The organism is Bacillus sp. F56 (assembly GCF_001748205.1).
In the GTDB taxonomy this organism is placed as follows: Bacteria; Bacillota; Bacilli; order Bacillales; family Bacillaceae; genus Bacillus; species Bacillus stercoris.
In genome coordinates, this window is the sequence record NZ_BDFC01000009.1 from 108,731 (window position 1) to 129,405 (window position 20,675).

Consider the following 20,675-nt stretch of genomic DNA (forward strand, 5'->3'; position numbering starts at 1 on the left):
TTATTCCAATTTATCACAAAAATATAATAGCAAATTGAGGGACATTCAGAACCGAAAATGTTCCGCTATCCTATTGCGGCATTCTGCAAAATCCCACCGCAAAGACCGCAAAAAAACCAAAAGGCCGACATTGGCCTTTTGGTTTTTTCCTTGCTTTATGCCCAAGCTTTCACTTTTTCGTTATCTGTCACAAAGAGAAGCACTTTTCCTTCATCTAAGCGTTTTTCAAATTGAGCGGCTTCATCTTCAGAAAAACCGATTTCGTGAATTTTATTGCGGAGCTCGTCTCCTTTTTTATTGAAGATATTTCCCACCGCGTGCTTGAAACCTGTTTCTTTGGCTCCGATCGTATTGGCATTCGTGTTGTCTGCCAGGCGTTCCGTTCTGTCATCGTCGTGAGCTAAGACGTATACATCCTCTTTCGCAACACCCATTTTCTGCAATTCCTCTACATCCTTCATGAGCTGTTCGTCATTTGTATACTCTTTTACAACTGGTTTCATGTCGATATTCCTCCTTCTTGTTTTCTATATTTCTTTCATACCCGTTCGTCTGTACCTGAAACAGATTCCAGAACATTGAAGAGAAAAACAGGAAGAATGGTAGTAGCTATTTATTTTCCGTCCATGGTAAAGTGATAGGAACGGGACTTATTTTCAGAAAAGTCAAAATTAAAGTAAAGCCGCTGCACGGAGCACACGACCATGAATTGCTGCCTATATCCGTACGAGCAGGAGGTATGTCTAATGCAATACTTTTCACCAGAACAGCAATACAATGCTTGGATTGTAAGTGATTTAGTCAAACAGGTTTTCCATAAGCGTGCCGGATGTTCACCAGGAATTCACGAGCTTGCGGTTTTTGCCGAGGAGCATTTTGATATCGATATCGACTTTGTTTTCTCGATTATTATGAATATCGGCGATATTGAGTTTGCGCTTGCGGACGAAATCGAAAAGAAATTGTCCGGTTATCTCAACACTCTCCTCCCATATGTCACCGCTGATATGTTCGAAACCTCTAAAGCCAACGCCTATGCGTTTTTGTCTCGAAGACACGGTAACGCTGCATACCACTTATTCGTGTCTGATGATGCTTTCATGAGAAAGCAGTGAAAAAACGGATTTCTTTACAAAAAAATATTGACATGATAAGCCATGCTATTATAGTGTTACATGTGATAATGATTCTCATTACTAAAACTAAAAAAAGGAAGAATGACATGCGCACCTATTCTAACAAGTTGATTGCCATCATGAGTGTTTTATTGCTCGCCTGCCTCATTGTATCCGGCTGTTCATCAAGCCAGAATAACAACGGAAGCAGCGGAAGCAAGTCTAAGGATTCCAGAGTGATCCATGACGAAGAAGGAAAAACGACAATAAGCGGCACACCTAAGCGGATGGTTGTGCTTGAGCTTTCATTCTTGGATGCCGTTCACAATCTCGGCATTACGCCGGTGGGCATCGCCGATGACAACAAAAAAGATATGATTAAAAAGCTTGTCGGCAGCTCCATTGATTACACATCTGTAGGCACACGCAGCGAACCGAATCTTGAGGTCATCAGTTCCTTAAAGCCTGATTTAATCATCGCTGACGCTGAGCGCCATAAAAACATTTATAAACAGCTGAAACAAATCGCCCCGACGATTGAATTAAAAAGCCGTGAAGCGACATATGACGAAACCATCGACAGCTTTACAACCATTGCAAAAGCATTAAATAAAGAAGATGAAGGAAAAGAAAAGCTTTCCGATCACAAAAAAGTCATCAACGGCCTGAAAGCCGAACTTCCGAAAGATGAAAACCGCAACATCGTTCTCGGCGTTGCAAGAGCGGATTCCTTCCAGCTTCATACATCATCATCCTATGACGGAGAAATCTTTAAAATGCTCGGCTTTACACACGCTGTGAAGTCAGATAACGCCTATCAAGAGGTCAGCCTCGAGCAATTGAGCAAAATCGATCCTGATATTTTGTTCATCTCAGCCAACGAAGGCAAGACCATTGTAGACGAGTGGAAAACGAACCCGCTCTGGAAAAATCTCAAAGCGGTGAAAAATGGACAAGTCTATGATGCGGACCGTGACACTTGGACAAGATTCAGAGGCATCAAGTCTAGTGAAACAAGCGCCAAAGATGTGCTTAAAAAAGTGTATAATAAATAGGACAAATGAGAAGCGAGGGGAAATCCTTGCTTCTTCGTTTTTGCAACCAGACGCAGTAAGGAAGTGAGACTGTTGTATCATTCAGCCAAACGGCGCTCATCATCAAGACTGATGATGTTCATCATTGCACTGATCATTTTTATATTTGGGCTTGGGCTGAATCTTTCAGTAGGAGCCTCAGACATCGGCATCATAGATTCATTGAAATATCTTTTTGTATGGGACGGTTCAAAGGAACAGCTCATCATCTCTACTCTTCGCCTTCCCCGCACATTAATCGGCGTTTTTGTCGGCGCCAGCCTAGCTGTAGCAGGGGCGCTAATGCAGGCTATGACGAGAAACCCTCTGGCTTCACCCCAAATTTTCGGTGTGAATGCGGGTGCATCGCTTTTTGTCGTTGCTTCTCTCGTCATTCTGCCGGCATCGCCCTATTCTTCTGTTCTTTTCGCTTTTGCGGGTGCGGCGGCAGGCGGTGCGATTGTGTATATGATTGCCTCATCCGGCGGCATGACACCTGTCAAACTGGCGCTGTCAGGAATGGCCGTGCACTTATTCCTCTCCTCCATGACACAGGCCATCATTATTTTAAATGAGTCAGGTGAGGATGTTCTGTACTGGATGACAGGCGCAATCGACGGCAGCAACTGGCAGGACGTCTTGACCATCGCTCCGTTTTCTGTCATTGGCATCGGGCTTGCTCTCGTATTTTCCGGTTCTATTTCTGTTCTCGGCCTCGGAGACGAAACAGCAAAAGGGCTTGGACAAAATATGAACGGCATCCGGATTCTGATCAGTTTGATTATTTTAATCCTTTCCGGCGCTTCCGTAGCCGTCGCCGGGCCGATTGGCTTTGTCGGGCTGCTCGTCCCGCATATTGTCCGCAAGCTGATCGGAGAACATTATCAATACGTGCTTCCGTTTTCTGCACTGTTCGGTGCCATTTTGCTGGTGTACGCAGATGTTCTGGCCAGATGGATTGCATTTCCTTATGAATCACCGGTCGGCATTGTCACCGCGATTATCGGAACGCCGTTTTTCTTATATTTGGCAAGGAAAGGGCGACACCTGAAATGAAGAAAACAACCAGAAAACAAAAACGCCCCTTGCTGGCGATACTCATATTGGCCGTGATTTTGATCGTTCTGTCCGTCATCAGCATCGGAATCGGTGCATTATACATTTCACCTGAGGCGGTGGTGACGAATTTGCTGGGTCTGGATCATTCCTTTGAATTTATCATTCAGCAATATCGGCTTCCCCGCATTATCTTAGCGATTTTGGCCGGTGCAGGTCTTGCCGCTGCCGGAGCGATTTTACAGGGCGTGATCCGAAATCCGCTCGCTTCCCCGGACGTTGTCGGCATTTCAAAAGGGTCCGGACTTGCGGCGATGGCTGTGATTCTCATCTTTCCTGAGTCGCCGGTATACGTGCTTCCGTTCTCCGCATTTGCCGGAGCAGCCATTATTGCTGTACTATTGTTAATGATAGCCCGAAAAAAGAGCATTCAGCCCTCTTCACTGGCTTTATCAGGCATTGCCTTAGGCGCGGTCTGCCACGCCGGAATGCAATATATGATGGTCAAGTTTCCGGGCGACGTGAATGCTGCACTCATTTGGCTGACAGGCAGCCTCTGGGGAAGAAACTGGGAAGAAGTCAAGCTGCTTGCGCCATGGCTTTTGATTCTTTTTCCGATCGTCTGCATTCTCATACCGAAGCTGGATCTTATGTCACTCGGTGATGAGCTTGCACAGGGTCTCGGAGAAAACGCAAACCGGCTGAGATTCATCCTGATTTTCACCGCGGTTGCGCTGGCGGGAAGCTGTGTAGCCGTCGTCGGCTCAATCGGTTTTATCGGCTTGCTTGCACCGCATATTGCCAGACGGCTTGCCGGAGAAAAAGCTAAATATTTACTGCCTGCATCGGCATTGATTGGTGCTATTATATTATTAATTGCAGATACTCTAGGGCGCGGCCTCATGCCCCCGGTTGAAATACCTGCCGGAATACTGACAGCCGTGATCGGCGCGCCTTATTTCTTATATTTATTGAAATTCGAAGCGAGGAAACAGTAGGGAGAGGATACCATGGGAAAACTGGCTGCAGACCAGCTCACTCTTTCATATGACAGTACAGTGATTATTGACGGAGTCGACTTAAAGATAGAAGAAGGAAAAATCACTGCGCTCATCGGCGCCAATGGCTGCGGTAAATCAACAATCCTCAAATCGCTCGCCAGGCTGATGGCCCCGAAAAGCGGTACAGTGCTATTAGAAGGAAAAGACATCCACCGCCAGCCGTCAAAAGAAGTCGCAAAAAAACTGGCCATTCTTCCACAATCTCCTCAGGCTCCTGAAGGATTAACGGTAGAGGAATTATGCTATTTTGGCAGACATCCTCACAAAAAGCTGTTATCCAAGCATACCCAAGAGGATCACGACATGGTAGAGTGGGCGCTGAACGCAACGGGAATGATCGAGCTGAAGGAGCGGACGCTGGACGCCCTCTCTGGCGGCCAAAGACAAAGAGCTTGGATTTCCATGGCACTTGCGCAAGGAACCGATTTGCTTTTGCTTGATGAGCCGACCACGTACTTAGACATTTCACATCAAATTGAAGTGCTTGAGCTGCTGAAAAAGCTGAACCGCGATCATGGCCGCACCATTGTCATGGTGCTCCATGATTTAAACCAAGCCGCTCAATATGCTGACTATCTGATCAGTGTGCTGGATGGAAAAATATATAATGCCGGAACGCCGGAAGATGTATTTACCCAGCCATTTTTCCGTGAAGTCTTCGGCTTGGAATGCTGCATCATGAGAAGCCCGATCGACCAGAAGCCAATGTGCCTGCCGACGGGACTGTGCCCGAAATTACGGGCGAAATGAAAAGGAGAGGTAGATCCTCTCCTTTTTATTTTGCCAGCTTACCTTTTGTATTTCCTCTCCTGTCCATGTTACAGTGGTGTCAACCAAGTGATAGGAGGATGAAAATGACAGCATCTCAGCAGCAAATTCAATTAGCAAGACGTCCGCAAGGTGTTCCTGTTCATGAAGACTTTCGCTTTGAAACCGTTCCGGTTCCTGAACCGAAGCAAGGGGAAGTGCTTGTCAAAACGCTATATATATCGGTTGACCCCTATATGCGCGGCCGTATGCAGGATACGAAGTCATATGTTGAGCCATTCGCTTTAAATGAAGCGCTTTCTGGCGGGGTTATCGCTGAAGTTGTGTCAGACGGGAATCATCTGAAAAAAGGCGATATCGTCATCGGAAACCTTAGCTGGCAGGAATGTTCCGCGGTAAGCGAGTCTGCCTTGCGAAAAATTGATACAAGCCTTGCTCCCGCTTCTGCCTATCTCGGCATTTTGGGGATGACCGGCTTGACGGCATACTTCGGATTGCTGGACATCGGGCGCCCGAAGGAAGGCGAAACCGTGGTTGTCTCCGGAGCTGCGGGAGCCGTCGGTTCAACAGTCGGGCAAATTGCCAAAATCAAAGGCACACGAGTTGTCGGTATCGCGGGCTCTGATGAAAAAATCGACTATTTAAAACAGAAGCTTCAGTTTGACGAAGCCATCAATTACAAAACAGCGGATGATATCCAAAAAGCGCTTGAAGACGCTTGTCCTGATGGTGTCGACGTGTATTTTGACAATGTCGGCGGACCGATTTCAGACGCGGTTATGAATCTGCTCAATGAATTTGCCCGCATTCCGGTGTGCGGCGCCATTTCTTCCTACAATGCAGAAAGCGAAGCAGATGACATGGGCCCGCGTGTGCAATCAAAGCTGATTAAAACCAAGTCACTGATGCAAGGCTTTATTGTCAGCGACTACTCCGATCGTTTTCCTGAGGGAGCAAAACAGCTGGCCGAATGGCTGAAGGCTGGTAAACTCCATTACGAGGAAACCATCATAGAAGGCTTCGAAAATATTCCTGACGCGTTTCTCGGCTTATTTAAGGGAGAAAATAAAGGGAAACAGCTGATCAAGGTCAGCGACCCGAGCTGAAGATAAAAACGGGAGGGCTTTTTGCCCTCCTTTTGTGTTTATTGAGGTCAGCTGCGAAAAATCAGCGTAAGAAAACCATCTTCATCTGGTTTCGTATCCTCCAAAATGAACCCTGCTGCCTGAAAGCAGGCTAAACTGATTCGATTGTCTTCTTCGATGCATGCCACCCATTCCCGCACTTTAGTAAAATCAGGTTCGGTCAGCAGCTTTTGTAATATCCGTTTTCCGTACCCTTGAAGCCGGTACAAAGGATTGACGATCAATCCAATATACGTCCGCTCCTCCCCGAACTCAATAACGGCCATTCCTGCCGGCAGCTGCCCATCATACGCCATGATGATGGTATCGTGTTCATCTTTATTTACTCGTGCATACCACTCATCTAATGGCAGCATCCCATCCATTCTCCGCCTGGTATCCTCATTTTCAAACCAGTGTTCAAGGATTTTAAGCTCTGGCTCTTTCACTGCTTGAAACCTGTCTATTGAAGCCATCTTCCCACCTCCGCGCGAAACCTTTTCTATTATTTTACAACAAAAAAGAAGGGCTTTTCGCCCTCCTTTTTATTTCGTCTTCAGTTTTCCGCCTGCATACACAGCTTCACTCAGCTCAACACCAAGCTTCTTCGCCGTTTTTTTCAGCTTTGATTCCTCCAATTTTGTCACAAGGCTCAGCACGTTGCCTTCTTTTCCGGCCCGGCCTGTTCGTCCTGATCTGTGTACATAGCCATCTTCATCAGGAATATCAGCATGAATCACGTATGGCAGGTTTTCAATGTCTAAGCCGCGTGCGGCAATGTCAGTCGCCAATAAAAGCGGGAACTCTCCGTCTTCGAATGCGGCAATGATTTTAGCCCGCTCCATTTTTTTCGCTTCGCTGTGCAAAACGCCGAGTTCAACGTGGTGATATGCCAGCTTTTCCGCATATACACTCAGGTTGCCGATGTCTCTCACAAATACGAGCGCCTGCATGCCTTCAAGCCTTGACAGCTTTTGCAGCAGCTTTACTTTGTCACGCTGATCGCAAATGAGATATTGATGCTTCACTTTCCCAGCTTCCGTCTTGCTTCGCTGCACCTTCAACACCTCAGGCTCTTGCGCCAATTCGCGGAGCACATCCTCTGTTTCCTTTTTGAGGGTGGCTGAGAAACAAAGAAGCTGGCGCTCTCTCAATGTTGTCTTAATGATTTGCTTAATCGTTTCGCGATGCTCCGGCAGGACGAGCTGATCCGTTTCATCAAGCACGATCGTTTTCACTTCATGCATTTTGAGTTTTTTTGCTTTAATCAGTTCAAATACCCTGCCCGGCGTGCCGACGATGATATGCGGGTGTTTTTTCAGCTTTTCAACCTGCTTCTTCACATTCGCCCCGCCGATTAAGGAAGCGGCGCGCAGCTCTGAGCCCGCTTTCCAATCCTGAATCACTTGAAAAATCTGCATGACCAGCTCACGCGAAGGCGCTAAAATGACTGCCTGCGGATGCTTCTGGTCCGGCTTGATCCGCTCCAAGACCGGCAGCGCATACGCCAGCGTCTTCCCTGTGCCTGTCGGCGATTCCGCGATGACATCCTTTCCGTCCATGATCAGCTGGGCAGCCTGCTCCTGTACAGGAGTTGGCTTTTGAAAGCCGGAAGCCTTCCAATTCTCTTGTATAAATGATTGTGCATTATGTAAAAATGGCCAAGTTTGCGTCATTTTTGTTCTCCTCAATTCCTGAAATCTATTCCATAGTATCTCAAAACCTCGCCCGGAACGCAATTTTTCTTTTTCTTTCCTATACCTTTCAACATTCCGAATCCTCCTTTATAATCAAAAGGGTGAATATTACACGCCGATTGAGCGTGTTTGATAAACGATAGAGGTGTAAACATGAGTATTTTATCTGTAAAGGATTTAAGCCACGGCTTCGGTGACCGGGCCATTTTTAATAACGTCTCCTTCCGCCTGTTAAAAGGCGAGCACGTGGGGCTGATCGGCGCAAACGGTGAAGGAAAATCAACCTTCATGAATATTATTACCGGAAAGCTTGAACCTGATGAGGGAAAAGTCGAGTGGTCAAAAAATGTCCGTGTCGGCTATCTTGACCAGCATACCGTGCTTGAAAAAGGAAAATCCATTCGTGACGTCCTGAAAGACGCGTTCCATTATTTATTTGCGATGGAAGAGGAAATGAACGAGATTTACAACAAAATGGGTGAAGCTGATCCCGACGAACTCGAGAAGCTGCTTGAAGAAGTCGGCGTGATTCAAGACGCGCTGACGAACAATGATTTTTATGTTATTGATTCCAAAGTGGAAGAAATCGCCCGCGGCCTCGGCTTGAGCGATATCGGTTTAGAGCGTGATGTCACTGATCTAAGCGGCGGACAGCGCACAAAGGTCCTTCTCGCTAAGCTTCTTCTTGAAAAGCCGGAAATTCTGCTTCTCGATGAGCCGACCAACTATCTTGATGAACAGCATATTGAATGGCTGAAACGCTACTTGCAGGAATACGAGAACGCGTTCATCCTGATTTCCCACGATATTCCCTTCTTAAATAGCGTCATCAACCTGATTTATCACGTTGAAAATCAAGAGCTGACTCGCTATGTCGGCGACTACCATCAGTTTATGGAAGTCTACGAGGTGAAGAAACAGCAGCTTGAAGCGGCCTACAAAAAGCAGCAGCAGGAAGTCGCAGAGCTGAAGGATTTCGTTGCCCGCAACAAAGCGCGTGTCAGCACGAGAAACATGGCGATGTCCCGCCAAAAGAAACTCGATAAGATGGATATGATCGAGCTTGCGGCAGAAAAGCCAAAGCCGGAATTCCACTTCAAGCCGGCGAGAACGTCAGGCAAGCTGATTTTCGAAACGAAGGATCTCGTGATCGGTTACGATTCCCCGCTGTCCCGTCCGCTGAACCTCCGCATGGAGCGCGGCCAAAAAATCGCCCTATACGGCGCAAACGGAATCGGAAAAACGACATTGCTAAAAAGTTTGCTTGGCGAGATCCAGCCGCTCGAAGGTTCGGTTGAACGCGGCGAGCACATCTATACCGGCTATTTCGAGCAAGAGGTCAAGGAAACAAATAACAATACGTGCATCGAAGAGGTATGGAGCGAATTCCCTTCTTATACGCAGTATGAAATCCGTGCCGCACTGGCAAAATGCGGACTGACGACAAAGCATATCGAAAGCCGCGTCTCCGTATTAAGCGGAGGCGAAAAAGCGAAAGTCAGATTGTGCAAGCTAATCAATTCGGAAACAAACCTGTTAGTGCTCGATGAGCCGACAAATCACTTGGATGTCGATGCCAAGGAAGAGCTCAAGCGCGCCCTCAAAGAATACAAAGGCTCGATTCTGCTTATTTCCCACGAGCCAGAGTTTTATATGGATATCGCGACAGAGACATGGAACTGCGAGTCTTGGACGACGAAAGTGCTTTAAACCGAAGAAAACCCGCCTGCTGCAGGGCGGGTTTTTTACTGCCATTTTTTCTGAACGATTCTCAAAAGCTCTCTGTCTTTTAAAATGAGCTGCAATGGCGATGTGAATTCATCAAGTGTCAGTTCTCTTTTGGCAGACAATTCAAAGTCTTCCTCATCAGCCCAAGCGGTGAACCACTCTACAGAAAAGCTGTTTTTCATGACGCTGTGAATGTATTGATAGAGCGTTTCTAAACATTTCTGATCATATTCGTCAGGCTTTGCCTTCATGGCAAACGTCCCCTCTACAGCATGAACCATCACTTGAAATGGCAATCGTAAATAAACGGACACATTCTCAGCTTCTACAAGATAAATCCCAGCCGCATCAATGCCTGACCGAAGTGGATGCCCTTTCCGCGAACGCCGTTCTTGCTGACCGAAAAAACCGGTTTCTAAAGGGGTTTTAGCTGTTAAGTAGTAAAATTGTGTCATAAAGACTTTCCTTTCCTGCACCAATTCGATTATGATGCCATTATAACGAATAAAAAGACACTGCATATGCGCAGTGTCTTTCTTTATTAATGCCCCGCCTTAATCCCGGCAAGATGTTTACGTCCCATGAGAAGGACAAGCATGCCGACAAAAACGACGATACCGCCGACTGTATATGGTGTGCTTGCGGTGAAGTGTTCTGACAGCATTCCCGCAATCCACGGAGCGAGTGCGCCGCCGATGAAGCGGACTGAGCTGTAGGCTGAAGACGCGATTGAGCGTTCAACCGGCGCAGAACCCATCACAGCGGTTGTCATGATCGTATTCACCATACCAAGGACAGCACCAGCGACAACGATACATGTAATAATCAAAGTCTGATGGTCTGTCCAGATCCCCATAATAACGAGAATGGCCGCAAAGGCGATAAAGAGAACGACGAGCGAACGCACTGTGCCCAGCGCTTTGTGCACGAGCGGCGCCGTAAAGACTGACGTAATCGCCAGCAGAAGGCCCCAGCCGAAGAAGACATACCCAAGACCATGTTCATCTAAATCCAGTACGAACGGAGAATAAGCAAGCAAAATAAAAAATCCAAAGTTGTATAAGAACGCAGATACCGCCATCGTCAGCAGCCCTTTATATTTGAGCGCCTTCATCGCATCAAACACACCGACGCGTTTCGCCGGTTTCGGCAATTTCGGCAGCATGAAAGAAATCGCGATTAACGCAATAAACATCAGGACAGATACCCCGAAAAACGGTGCCCGCCATGAAATGCTTCCAAGCTCTCCGCCTGCAAGCGGTCCGACAGAAATCCCAAGACCGAGCGCAGCCTCATACAAAATAATCGCTTGGGCGCTTCCACCGACTGACACGCCGACGATAACCGCAAGCGCTGTGGAGATAAACAAAGCATTACCTAATCCCCAGCCGCCGCGATAGCCGACTAACTGAGCAATTGAACTTGAGCTGCCGCCAAGCCCCGCAAACACAATAATAAAAATAAGTCCGAGAATTAATGTCCATTTCGCGCCGATGCGGCTGGAAATGGCTCCTGAGAAAAACATCATAAATCCGGTAACAAGCAAATAACTTGTAAACAAGAGTGATACTTCACTAGGTGAAGCATGTAATTGTGCGGCAATTGCCGGAAGAATTGGATCGACCAGCCCGATTCCCATAAAAGAAATCACACAGGCAAACGCGACAGCCCATACCGCTTTCGGCTGGCTGAGCAAGCCTGTTTTCTGATTCACTTGTTTTGTTTTATCCATTTGACCTGACCTCCATTTTTATTCCATTAAAAGAAACGCTACAAAAATAGCGTTTAACAAACTTTTCATTCGATTGATTGAATGCCACGTTCCGCTTTTTCTTTCATGCCCTGCAGATGTTCTTTAAAGCTTTGGAATGTGCGGATTTTCTCATCAATCAAACCCAGCTGGTGATTCAGGGTTTCCTGAATTTCCTCCAGTTTTTCTTTCCGTTCCTTAGGATCCAGTGACAACAAATACCCCTCTTTGTTTAACTCTAGCTGACGGCTGGTTTCCATGAAATGCTGAAGCTCCTGAAGGGAAAAACCGAGCACCTCTTTTGTGCTGATGACTTTCTCAAGCTCCTCCATATCATCCTCTGAATAAAGCCTTACACCGCCGTCTGTCCGTTTCGGCGCCGGAATCAAACCGATTTCTTCATAAAACCGGATAGTCCGCTTTGTCAGCCCGCTTCTTTTGGCCACTTGATCAATCTTCATCCATTCCAAGGTAAATCCCCCTTCGCCGTTTCTGTTACCATTATACACCTTTTGAACCTTAACGTAAACGTTAACTTTTAAAAAGCAATAAAAAAGACGAGCAGCATAAAGCACCCGTCTTTCACTTTCCTGTTTAAGCTAAACTTCCCGCCAGTGACAGAGACTCTTTTTGAAGGCTTTCTGAAAGCACTCGATACGCGATCACTTTCTTCTTGTACTGTTTTACGACGTCGATATGGTCGTCGTAGCGGTATACAAACAGCCTCACATCATGTTTGCCTTTTTTCGTATCTATCACCAGCGGCGTGCCGCCGTTTTCCGGATATAAATAACGCTCTTCGTCACCTGGGTAAATATAATATTTCTCCAGGAAGACAGCTTCGTTAAATTGATCAATCACTTTCTGCTTCTCTGTACCCTCGAGACGTTTTCCGTCTAGAGAGAGGCTCGCATTTTCATCACTAAGCTTGGCGTGCACTTCAAATTTGCTGAGCAGCCATTCTATGACGCCTGTAGGAAGACAGGTTAATACGATTTTCACCAGACTCATGAGAATTAACATCACGATCGCCCATGTCATACTTCATCATCTCCGTTAGTTTTCCATGTGCCGCTGACACACAATTCCATCCTATCATAAGCAGGCCGATTCGTTTTTGTACATTATGTGAAAAAAAGCGCGGCCTGCTGAGGCCACGCTTTTTAGCTTTCCAGTTCTTCGATCATGAGGGACAATTCTGTCCAGCGGTCCATCGCAGCCTCAAGCTCTTCCGCCGTTTTCGCCTGCTCGGCCATCAGCTCTTGGATTTTGCCAAAATCACTGCCTGCTGCGGCGATGTCAGCTTCGAGCTGTTCATGTTTTTCTTCCAGCTGAGCAATTTTATCTTCGATGCCGTCCCATTCCAGCTGGTCTTTGTAAGAAAGCTTTTTCCGTTTTTTCTTTGGCTCGGCTTCAGCCGGTTTTGCTTCAGCAGCCGATTTTTCAGTTGTTTTTTTCGCTTTTGACTCTTCCATATAATCGCTGTAGGAGCCTTGGAAGCGGGAAATGACACCATTTCCTTCAAACACAATCAAACGGTCGACGACGCGGTCAAGGAAATAGCGGTCATGGGATACGGTAATGACGACGCCAGGGAATTGGTCGATGTAATCCTCAAGAACGCTTAATGTTTCAGTATCCAAATCGTTCGTCGGCTCATCGAGAAACAGGACATTCGGCTCCTGCATGAGAACCTGTAGCAAGTATAAACGGCGTTTTTCCCCGCCGGACAGCTTGCGGATATACGTCTGCTGCATTGAACGCGGGAAGAGGAAACGCTCCAGCATTTGTTCAGCTGTAATGATATCGCCATCTACTGTTTTTACGACCTCCGCCGTTTCTTTTATATAGTCAATGACCTTTAACTCACCATTCATTTCACTATGATCCTGGGTATAGTAGCCGATTCTGACCGTCTGTCCGATCGTAATATCGCCTCCGTCCGGCGTATGACGGCCGGCAAGGGTGTTTAACAGCGTTGTTTTCCCGATGCCGTTCGGCCCGATGATTCCGATCCGTTCACCCGGTATGACAAGTTCATTAAAGCGGTCGACGAGCATGCGGCCGTCATAAGCGATCATGACGTTCTCCGCTTCAATGACCTGTTTGCCGAGACGGTGCGAGCCAATCGCAAAATCGAGTGAACCCGATGACTGAGGGCCTTTCTGCTCTTTAAGCGCTTCTACCCGGTCAATTCTCGCCTTTTGTTTTGTGGATCGGGCTTTCGCTCCTCGTCTGAGCCAAGCCAGTTCACGGCGCAGCAGGTTTTGCCGCTTCGTTTCCTTTTGCTCAGCCTGCGCTTCCCGTTCCGCTCGTTTTTCTAAAAACACTTCATAGTTGCCTTTATACGTGTAGAGGCTGCCTCGTTCTAGCTCATAAATGCGGTTCGTGACACGGTTTAAGAAATATCTATCGTGCGTGACCAGCATAACAGAGCCGGGATATTGGCTTAAATATCCTTCAAGCCACTCAATCGTTTCATTATCCAAATGGTTTGTCGGCTCGTCCAAAATGAGCAGATCAGCGGGCTGAATTAAGTTTTTGGCAATGGCTACCCGTTTTTTCTGGCCCCCTGAGAGCTCGTTGACCGGCTTTGTTACATCGCTGACACCCAGCTTAGTCAGTACGGTTTTTGCCAGGGTGTTTGCATCCCATGCGTTGTTCGCGTCCATTTTCGCCTGCGCTGCCAGCAGGTGTTTCTGGCGCTGTTCATTTTCGGGATCTTTCCCCAATTCATGCAACGCTTTTTCATATTCACGCAAGGTTTTCATCACAGCCGATTCACCGGAATAGATATGCTCCAGTACTGTTTGCCCCGCGGGCAGCTCAGGGTCTTGATGAAGAAATTCCACGTGCACGCTTCCGGATTTCGTGATTTCTCCTTCTTCGATAGATTCCAGGCCGGCAATCACTTTCAGCAGCGTTGATTTTCCTGTTCCGTTCGGCCCGATTAATCCGATTCTCTCATTCTCTTCAATATGAAAGGAGATATGGTCGAATAATGTTTTATCTCCGTATGTTTTATAAAGATTTTCCGCTTTTAATATGCTCATGGTTCCTATCAATCCTCACGTAAGTTCATGTGTACATTTTAAATCAGCCGCTGGAATAAAACTAGTAAAACGTCAGACGAATTTCATGGAAATGCGGGATAAGAAAAAGACCGGGGACGTTTGTCCCCGGTCTCTTACTCTTCCTCAAGCGCTTTTTCTGCCATTTTTGCAAGATGCTGCGCGCTTCCTGAAATCTCCTGCATCGTGGCGGAAATTTGTTCAACGGCAGCGGCTTGTCCGTCTGTATGCTGATTAATTGACTCAATGGATTCCTCCAGCCCTTTTAGCAGGCTGTGGATTTTTTTCGTAATCTGGTCAATTTGGCCGACATTTTCTTTTGAATGCGTCGCCAGCTTTCTGATCTCATCTGCAACGACAGAGAAGCCTTTTCCGGACTCCCCTGCTCTTGCCGCTTCGATCGCGGCGTTCAAGCCAAGCAGATTGCTTTGGTCAGAGATGCCTTTAACAGTGACTGAAATATCGGCGATTTCACCGGCGCTTTCGCTTACTTTTTTCGCCTGAGAGGAAATGCCTGACATTTGAGTTGAAAACCCGTTAATTGATTCAGAAATGTCGGAAATGGCCGCGGCCGTTTGTTCAACAACAGCCGATAAGCTTTCTGCCACATCATGCAGCTTTGATGACTCCTCAAGGCTCGTACCGAGGCCAACGCCTCCAATGACTCTTCCATTCTCGTCGTGGAGCGGGATGGCACGGGCGATCAACGGGAAGCCGAACAATTCTTTCGGAACCATGCTCGTTTTCTTCTGATTGCTGCGGATGGCATCTGTGATGATATCCCCTTCCTGCAGTGGATCACCGGCTTTTACGTTCAGCGAAAAGGTTTTGGCCGGTATGTTCACGAGCAGCTTTTCCGTATCATAAATGCCGATTGTAATATCATCCTGAACCAGGCTGTTTAAATAAGGGGCTACTTTGATAAATGCGTCCAGAATATCTGCCTTTTCTTTTTCCGTTTTTATGCTCAATTCCATTCACTCCTATTCATTAATAAGGGAAGCTGCGTTTTTCGTGCTGAACCGAGATCCATTTCAGCGTTGTAAATTCTTCAAGGCTCCACTCACCGTTCAAACGGCCGAGGCCTGATTGCTTTTCACCGCCGAAGGCTACATTCGGTTCATCATTAATGGTCGTGTCATTAACGTGAATCATGCCTGTTTCAATGCGTTTCGCAAAAGCTACGCCGCGCTCAAGATTTGACGTATGTACGGCACCGCTCAATCCAAACGGCGTTTCGTTTGCGATATCCACCGCTTCGTCTTCTGAATCAAACTTCATAAAGGAGACGACCGGCCCGAACAGCTCTTCCTTGGCAATGCTCATGAACGGTTTGACGTCTTTTAAGATCGTCGGTTCCACAATCGTCCCGTTAAATCCGCCAAGCTTCACCGGTACAGCGCCTTCTTCAATTGCTTGCTCAACAGACTTCATCAGCCCGTCCGTCTGTCTGCTGTTGATTAATGGCCCGATAATCGTATCAGGGTCCATTGGGTCGCCGACTTTCAGCGATTCCACTTTTGCCTGATAGAGCTCAAGGAACTTATCATAAATAGATGAATGGACAAGCACGCGATTGGCTGACATGCAAATTTGTCCTTGATGTGTAAATCGGCTGAACACCGCCGCGTTGACCGCATATCCTATATCTGCATCCTCAAGCACGATGAAGGCGCTATTCCCGCCAAGCTCAAGAAGCGGCTTTTTAAAATGCTTCATCGCAAGCTGCCCGATGTAGCTGCCGACTTTCGTAGAACCGGTAAATGAGATAATCCGCGGCACTGGATGCTCAACGAAGCTGTCTCCGATTTCAGCAATGTCTGTGACAACAACATTCAGCAGACCCTCTGGGATTCCCGCGTTCTCAAAAATTTTCGCAATCAGCGTTCCGCCGCATATCGGCGTTTCCTCATGCGGCTTTAACACAACGCCATTGCCGGCTCCGAGTGCAGGCGCCACTGATTTCATAGATAAAAAGAATGGGAAGTTAAATGGACTGATGACACCGACAACACCTGCCGGCACGCGATATAATCTGTTTTCCTTTCCGTCTATTGTGGACGGAAGAATTTTACCTTCCATGCGGACAGGGAACGTTGCCGCTTCTTTTATGATGTTTTTGACAAGACCGATTTCAAAGGCTGCTTTGAGTCTTGTTCCCCCAAGCTCTTCCATAATCAAATAAATAATGGCTTCTTCGTTTTCTTCGATATACGTGACGGCTTTTTCTAAAATGGATCTTTTTTCGAACGGATTGACCGCATCCCATTTTTTCTTCGCCAGCGCCGCTGCCCGGTACGCTTCATCTACATCGTCAGCAGTCGCTTTACGGAATGTTGTGAATGTTTTTTGAGTATAAGGATTTTTGTTTTCCAATACATTTGGGCTGCTGCCCTCCTGCCATTTCCCGCCGATATACTGTTTATTCAACTCTTCATATTGAAACATGGTCAGCATCTCCTTTATAACCGCAAATCAAAATATGGGCGAATCTATTTTTTCTATCGGTTCATCCTGCATAAAATTGAATATTAGATTAGTAAAAATTGCTATCCTATGATACGACAACGCTGTTTCGCTTCTATCGTTTAAAGCAGAAAAATATTTTATTGACTGCGTCAAATTTCGACAATATAATACAACAAGAACTGTATATAATGATTAGAATATTTTGAATATTCCCAGGAGGAACTTTTGATGAGTTCATTATTTAGAAAAAAACCGCTTGAAACATTGAGTGCGCAGAGCAAGTCAAAAAGCCTTGCCCGTACGTTAAGCGCATTTGATTTAACCTTGCTCGGTATAGGTTGTGTCATCGGTACAGGGATTTTTGTCATTACAGGAACAGTGGCAGCGACCGGTGCAGGTCCCGCCCTCATCATATCGTTTATTTTAGCAGGGCTCGCCTGTGCGCTGGCTGCATTCTGTTATGCTGAGTTTTCGTCTTCCATTCCGATTTCGGGGAGCGTGTACTCATACTCATACGTGACACTTGGAGAGCTGCTCGCCTTTTTGATCGGATGGGATCTCATGCTTGAATATGTCATTGCACTGTCGGCGGTTGCCACCGGCTGGTCTTCCTACTTTCAATCGCTGCTTGCCGGCTTTAATCTCCATCTTCCGGCTGCACTGACAGGAGCGCCGGGAAGCACGCCGGATGCCGTATTTAATCTTCCGGCTGCAGTGATCATTCTCCTCATCACTGCGATTGTCAGCAGAGGCGTCAAGGAAAGCACACGCTTTAACAACGTCATCGTACTGATGAAAATCGCGATCATTTTATTGTTCATTATTGTCGGCATCTTTTATGTGAAACCGGACAACTGGTCACCTTTTATGCCATTTGGGATGAAAGGCGTCATTCTGAGCGCTGCCACTGTTTTCTTCGCGTACCTTGGGTTTGACGCGGTTTCTAACGCTTCAGAGGAAGTGAAAAATCCACAAAAAAACATGCCCGTCGGCATTATTTCAGCTCTAGCCGTCTGTACGGTTCTGTACATCGCGGTATCGCTTGTGCTGACAGGCATGATGCCTTATGCCAAATTGAATGTCGGAGATCCGGTGTCCTTCGCGCTGAAATTCGTCGGACAGGACACTGTCGCCGGAATTATTTCTGTTGGTGCGATTATCGGGATTACGACGGTGATGCTCGCTTTGCTGTACGCTCAGGTCCGCTTGACATTTGCCATGAGCAGAGACGGCCTTCTGCCTGGCTTGTTCGCAAAGGTGCATCCGTCATTTAAAACGCCGTTTCGCAATACATGGCTCACAGGGATCGTTGCAGCGGGAATCGCCGGGTTTATTAACCTCGGAACGCTGGCTCATCTGGTGAACATGGGAACACTTGCCGCGTTTACGGTCATTTCCATTGCTGTCATTGTGTTAAGAAAGAAACATCCTGAAATCAAAGCGTCCTTCAGAGTGCCATTCGTTCCGGTTGTGCCGATTATCAGCGCAGGCATCTGCCTCTGGTTCATGTACAGCCTTCCCGGCGTCACATGGCTTTCATTTGTCATCTGGATCGCTGTCGGAACGCTGGTTTACTTCCTATATTCGAGAAAACACAGTTTATTAAACAAATAATCTCTTTTCAGCCGGCGGTGCCTCACTCATCCGCCGGCTTTTTCCTTTTTTTATGTGCTATACTTTGAGTACATATGAGAAGGGGAGACACACAGATGAAACAATACCGCACTTTATTATTTGATGTAGATGATACCATCCTTGATTTTAAAGCGGCAGAAGCTTTAGCCCTCCGTTTGCTGTTTGAAGATCAAAACATTCCTTTAACAAATGACATGAAGACGCAGTATAAAGCCATCAATCAAGGTCTCTGGAGAGCCTTTGAAGAAGGAAAGATAACACGGGATGAAGTCGTGAATACGCGTTTTTCCGCTTTGCTCAAGGAGTACGGTTACGAGGCGGACGGCGCTTTGCTTGAGCAAAAATACCGCAGCTTTCTTGAAGAAGGACATCAGCTCATTGACGGTGCTTTTGCTCTCATCTCAAATCTGCAGCATCAGTTCGATTTGTACATCGTGACAAACGGCGTGTCTAACACACAATACAAGCGTCTCCGTGACTCAGGATTATTTCCGTTCTTCAAGGACATTTTCGTTTCTGAAGACACAGGCTTCCAAAAGCCGATGAAAGAATATTTCGATTACGTGTTTGAACGGATTCCCCAATTTTCAGCAGAGCACACATTAATCATTGGGGATTCGTTGACTGCTGACATTAAAGGCGGCCAGCTCGCCGGGCTTGATACTTGCTGGATGAACCCTGAGATGAAGCCGAATATGCCAGAGATCATCCCAACCTATGAGATTCGTAACCTTGAAGAGCTATATCACATTTTGAATATCGAAAATACCGTCAGCTGCTAATCGGCTGACGGCGTTTCTTTCATAAAAGTCTTTTTTCCTCTTGATAAATTCTTCACCTTATGAATAATATGATGGTATGCTTTGGCTATATATGTAAGGAGGAGACTCAATTGGCTATCGCCGCCCCGTTAAAAGAAAAAACAGTTCAAAAACCCGGCACCACGGTGTATCCGATTTTGATTATTATCGGAATCTGCCATATGCTCAACGATTCGCTGCAGGCCGTGATTCCGGCCATGTTTCCTATTTTGGAACGCTCCATGAGCCTGACGTTTACACAGCTCGGCATCATCGCTTTCACATTAAACATGGTGTCATCCGTGATGCAGCCTGTCGTCGGCTGGTATACCGATAAACGGCCGCGGCCGTACGCGCTTCCAGTCGGTTTGACCGCCAGCATGCTTGGCATTTTGGGTCTTGCATTCGCCCCGTCATTCATCACGATCTTATGCTGTGTGTTTTTCATTGGATTAGGCTCAGCCATTTTCCATCCGGAGGGCTCTCGTGTGGCGTATATGGCCGCCGGCACAAAACGCGGACTCGCCCAGTCGATTTATCAAGTGGGCGGAAACTCAGGCCAAGCGATGGCGCCGCTGATCACCGCGCTGATCCTTGTGCCGCTCGGGCAATTCGGCGCTGTTTGGTTCACGCTTGTCGCCGCGCTTGCTGTTATGTTTCTCATGTATATTGCGAAATGGTACGCCTCACGTCTTGGCAGTCTCGCCCAGAAATCAAGCAAGCAAAAGAAAACGGCTGAAAACACAGCCATCACCAAATCTGTTGTATCTGCTCTTATTATTATTATATTTCTCATTTTTGCGCGTTCCTGGTATACGAGTGCGATCGGCAACTTTTACACGTTTTACGCGATGGATACATATCACGTAAGCATTCAGCAGGCACAAAGCTATATTTTTGTCTTCTTGCTGTTTGGCGCGATCGGCACGTTTCTCGGCGGCCCGCTTGCAGACCGTTTTGGAAAACGCTTCGTTATCCTCGGTTCGCTGTTATGCTCGGCGCCGCTGGCGATTTTGCTGCCATTTGCCGGCCCGGTTCTCGCCTATGGCGTGCTCGCATTGATTGGCGTGGTTCTGATGTCGAGCTTCTCCGTAACGGTTGTCTATGCACAGGAACTAGTTCCTGGAAAAATCGGCACAATGTCTGGGTTAACCGTCGGGCTTGCCTTCGGGATGGGCGCGATCGGCGCTGTGGCGCTGGGCGCTCTGATTGATGCAGCTGGACTGACCCCGACGATGATCGCCATTGCCTTTCTCCCTGTCCTCGGCATCCTTGCCTTCCTATTGCCAAGTGACCAGAAGGTGAGAGAATGGCATAGCTAAAAAACC

19 protein-coding genes and 1 pseudogene are annotated in these 20,675 nt (G+C 47.1%); 10 read left to right on the forward strand and 10 right to left on the reverse strand.

What is annotated here, in order from left to right; genetic code table 11:
• Window positions 1-155 precede the first annotated feature (155 nt).
• Window positions 156-503, reverse strand: coding sequence for a YflT domain-containing protein (locus BFW96_RS16075; protein WP_003233729.1), 348 nt, complete (start codon window positions 501-503; stop codon window positions 156-158).
• Between the two features lie 243 nt (window positions 504-746).
• On the opposite strand from BFW96_RS16075, the gene BFW96_RS16080 reads away from it, so the two are divergent.
• The 6 genes from BFW96_RS16080 (at window position 747) to BFW96_RS16105 (ending at window position 6,179) form a co-directional block, all read left to right on the forward strand.
• Window positions 747-1,115: a DUF3212 family protein gene (locus tag BFW96_RS16080; RefSeq protein ID WP_069839992.1), complete on the forward strand. Its 369-nt coding sequence runs from the start codon at window positions 747-749 to the stop codon at window positions 1,113-1,115.
• Between the two features lie 107 nt (window positions 1,116-1,222).
• Window positions 1,223-2,170, forward strand: a complete 948-nt coding sequence (yfmC, locus tag BFW96_RS16085; protein WP_069840097.1) for a Fe(3+)-citrate ABC transporter substrate-binding protein YfmC — start codon at window positions 1,223-1,225, stop codon at window positions 2,168-2,170.
• 72 nt (window positions 2,171-2,242) lie between these two features.
• On the forward strand, window positions 2,243-3,244 hold the full coding sequence (gene fecD / locus BFW96_RS16090; protein ID WP_040083854.1) for a Fe(3+) dicitrate ABC transporter permease FecD: 1,002 nt from the start codon (window positions 2,243-2,245) through the stop codon (window positions 3,242-3,244).
• Window positions 3,241-4,242, forward strand: a complete 1,002-nt coding sequence (yfmE, locus tag BFW96_RS16095; protein ID WP_040083856.1) for a Fe(3+)-citrate ABC transporter permease YfmE — start codon at window positions 3,241-3,243, stop codon at window positions 4,240-4,242. The genes fecD and yfmE overlap by 4 nt, the downstream gene beginning before the upstream one ends.
• A gap of 12 nt (window positions 4,243-4,254) precedes the next feature.
• The gene (gene yfmF, locus BFW96_RS16100) at window positions 4,255-5,055 is read left to right on the forward strand and encodes a Fe(3+)-citrate ABC transporter ATP-binding protein YfmF (protein WP_069839993.1); all 801 of its coding nucleotides are present in this window, start codon (window positions 4,255-4,257) and stop codon (window positions 5,053-5,055) included.
• A 104-nt stretch (window positions 5,056-5,159) separates the two neighbouring features.
• Entirely contained in the window at window positions 5,160-6,179 is a 1,020-nt protein-coding gene (locus BFW96_RS16105) for an NADP-dependent oxidoreductase (RefSeq protein ID WP_069839994.1), read from the forward strand.
• A 47-nt stretch (window positions 6,180-6,226) separates the two neighbouring features.
• Here BFW96_RS16105 and BFW96_RS16110 read toward each other — a convergent pair whose 3' ends face one another.
• Together BFW96_RS16110 and BFW96_RS16115 are read right to left on the reverse strand one after the other, a co-directional pair.
• Window positions 6,227-6,673 (reverse strand): GNAT family N-acetyltransferase, encoded by a 447-nt coding sequence (locus BFW96_RS16110; protein WP_014663170.1) that lies wholly within the window; start codon window positions 6,671-6,673, stop codon window positions 6,227-6,229.
• Window positions 6,674-6,742: 69 nt separating this feature from the next.
• Entirely contained in the window at window positions 6,743-7,873 is a 1,131-nt protein-coding gene (locus BFW96_RS16115; RefSeq protein ID WP_069839995.1) for a DEAD/DEAH box helicase, read from the reverse strand.
• 174 nt (window positions 7,874-8,047) lie between these two features.
• Here BFW96_RS16115 and BFW96_RS16120 point away from each other — a divergent pair, with 174 nt between their 5' ends.
• The gene (locus tag BFW96_RS16120; RefSeq protein ID WP_014663168.1) at window positions 8,048-9,604 is read left to right on the forward strand and encodes an ABC-F family ATP-binding cassette domain-containing protein; all 1,557 of its coding nucleotides are present in this window, start codon (window positions 8,048-8,050) and stop codon (window positions 9,602-9,604) included.
• Window positions 9,605-9,722: 118 nt separating this feature from the next.
• On the opposite strand, the pseudogene BFW96_RS21270 reads toward BFW96_RS16120, so the two are convergent.
• From BFW96_RS21270 to yfmT, 7 genes and pseudogenes are all read right to left on the reverse strand, one after another.
• Window positions 9,723-9,873: pseudogene (locus BFW96_RS21270) on the reverse strand (hypothetical protein).
• A gap of 290 nt (window positions 9,874-10,163) precedes the next feature.
• The gene (locus tag BFW96_RS16130) at window positions 10,164-11,354 is read right to left on the reverse strand and encodes an MFS transporter (RefSeq protein ID WP_015252583.1); all 1,191 of its coding nucleotides are present in this window, start codon (window positions 11,352-11,354) and stop codon (window positions 10,164-10,166) included.
• 65 nt (window positions 11,355-11,419) lie between these two features.
• Window positions 11,420-11,842, reverse strand: a complete 423-nt coding sequence (locus BFW96_RS16135; protein ID WP_040083865.1) for a MerR family transcriptional regulator — start codon at window positions 11,840-11,842, stop codon at window positions 11,420-11,422.
• A gap of 124 nt (window positions 11,843-11,966) precedes the next feature.
• Window positions 11,967-12,413: a YfmQ family protein gene (locus tag BFW96_RS16140; RefSeq protein WP_040083867.1), complete on the reverse strand. Its 447-nt coding sequence runs from the start codon at window positions 12,411-12,413 to the stop codon at window positions 11,967-11,969.
• 122 nt (window positions 12,414-12,535) lie between these two features.
• Window positions 12,536-14,425: an ABC-F family ATP-binding cassette domain-containing protein gene (locus BFW96_RS16145; RefSeq protein WP_069839997.1), complete on the reverse strand. Its 1,890-nt coding sequence runs from the start codon at window positions 14,423-14,425 to the stop codon at window positions 12,536-12,538.
• 134 nt (window positions 14,426-14,559) lie between these two features.
• Window positions 14,560-15,420, reverse strand: a complete 861-nt coding sequence (locus BFW96_RS16150) for a methyl-accepting chemotaxis protein (protein WP_069839998.1) — start codon at window positions 15,418-15,420, stop codon at window positions 14,560-14,562.
• A 13-nt stretch (window positions 15,421-15,433) separates the two neighbouring features.
• Window positions 15,434-16,891: a benzaldehyde dehydrogenase gene (gene yfmT, locus BFW96_RS16155; RefSeq protein WP_069839999.1), complete on the reverse strand. Its 1,458-nt coding sequence runs from the start codon at window positions 16,889-16,891 to the stop codon at window positions 15,434-15,436.
• A gap of 249 nt (window positions 16,892-17,140) precedes the next feature.
• Between yfmT and bcaP the strand changes: the two genes are divergently transcribed.
• The 3 genes from bcaP (at window position 17,141) to BFW96_RS16170 (ending at window position 20,669) form a co-directional block, all read left to right on the forward strand.
• Entirely contained in the window at window positions 17,141-18,526 is a 1,386-nt protein-coding gene (gene bcaP / locus BFW96_RS16160) for a branched-chain amino acid transporter BcaP (protein WP_069840000.1), read from the forward strand.
• Between the two features lie 95 nt (window positions 18,527-18,621).
• Window positions 18,622-19,329 (forward strand): YjjG family noncanonical pyrimidine nucleotidase, encoded by a 708-nt coding sequence (locus BFW96_RS16165; RefSeq protein ID WP_069840001.1) that lies wholly within the window; start codon window positions 18,622-18,624, stop codon window positions 19,327-19,329.
• 110 nt (window positions 19,330-19,439) lie between these two features.
• The gene (locus BFW96_RS16170; RefSeq protein ID WP_069840002.1) at window positions 19,440-20,669 is read left to right on the forward strand and encodes an MFS transporter; all 1,230 of its coding nucleotides are present in this window, start codon (window positions 19,440-19,442) and stop codon (window positions 20,667-20,669) included.
• Window positions 20,670-20,675 lie beyond the last annotated feature (6 nt).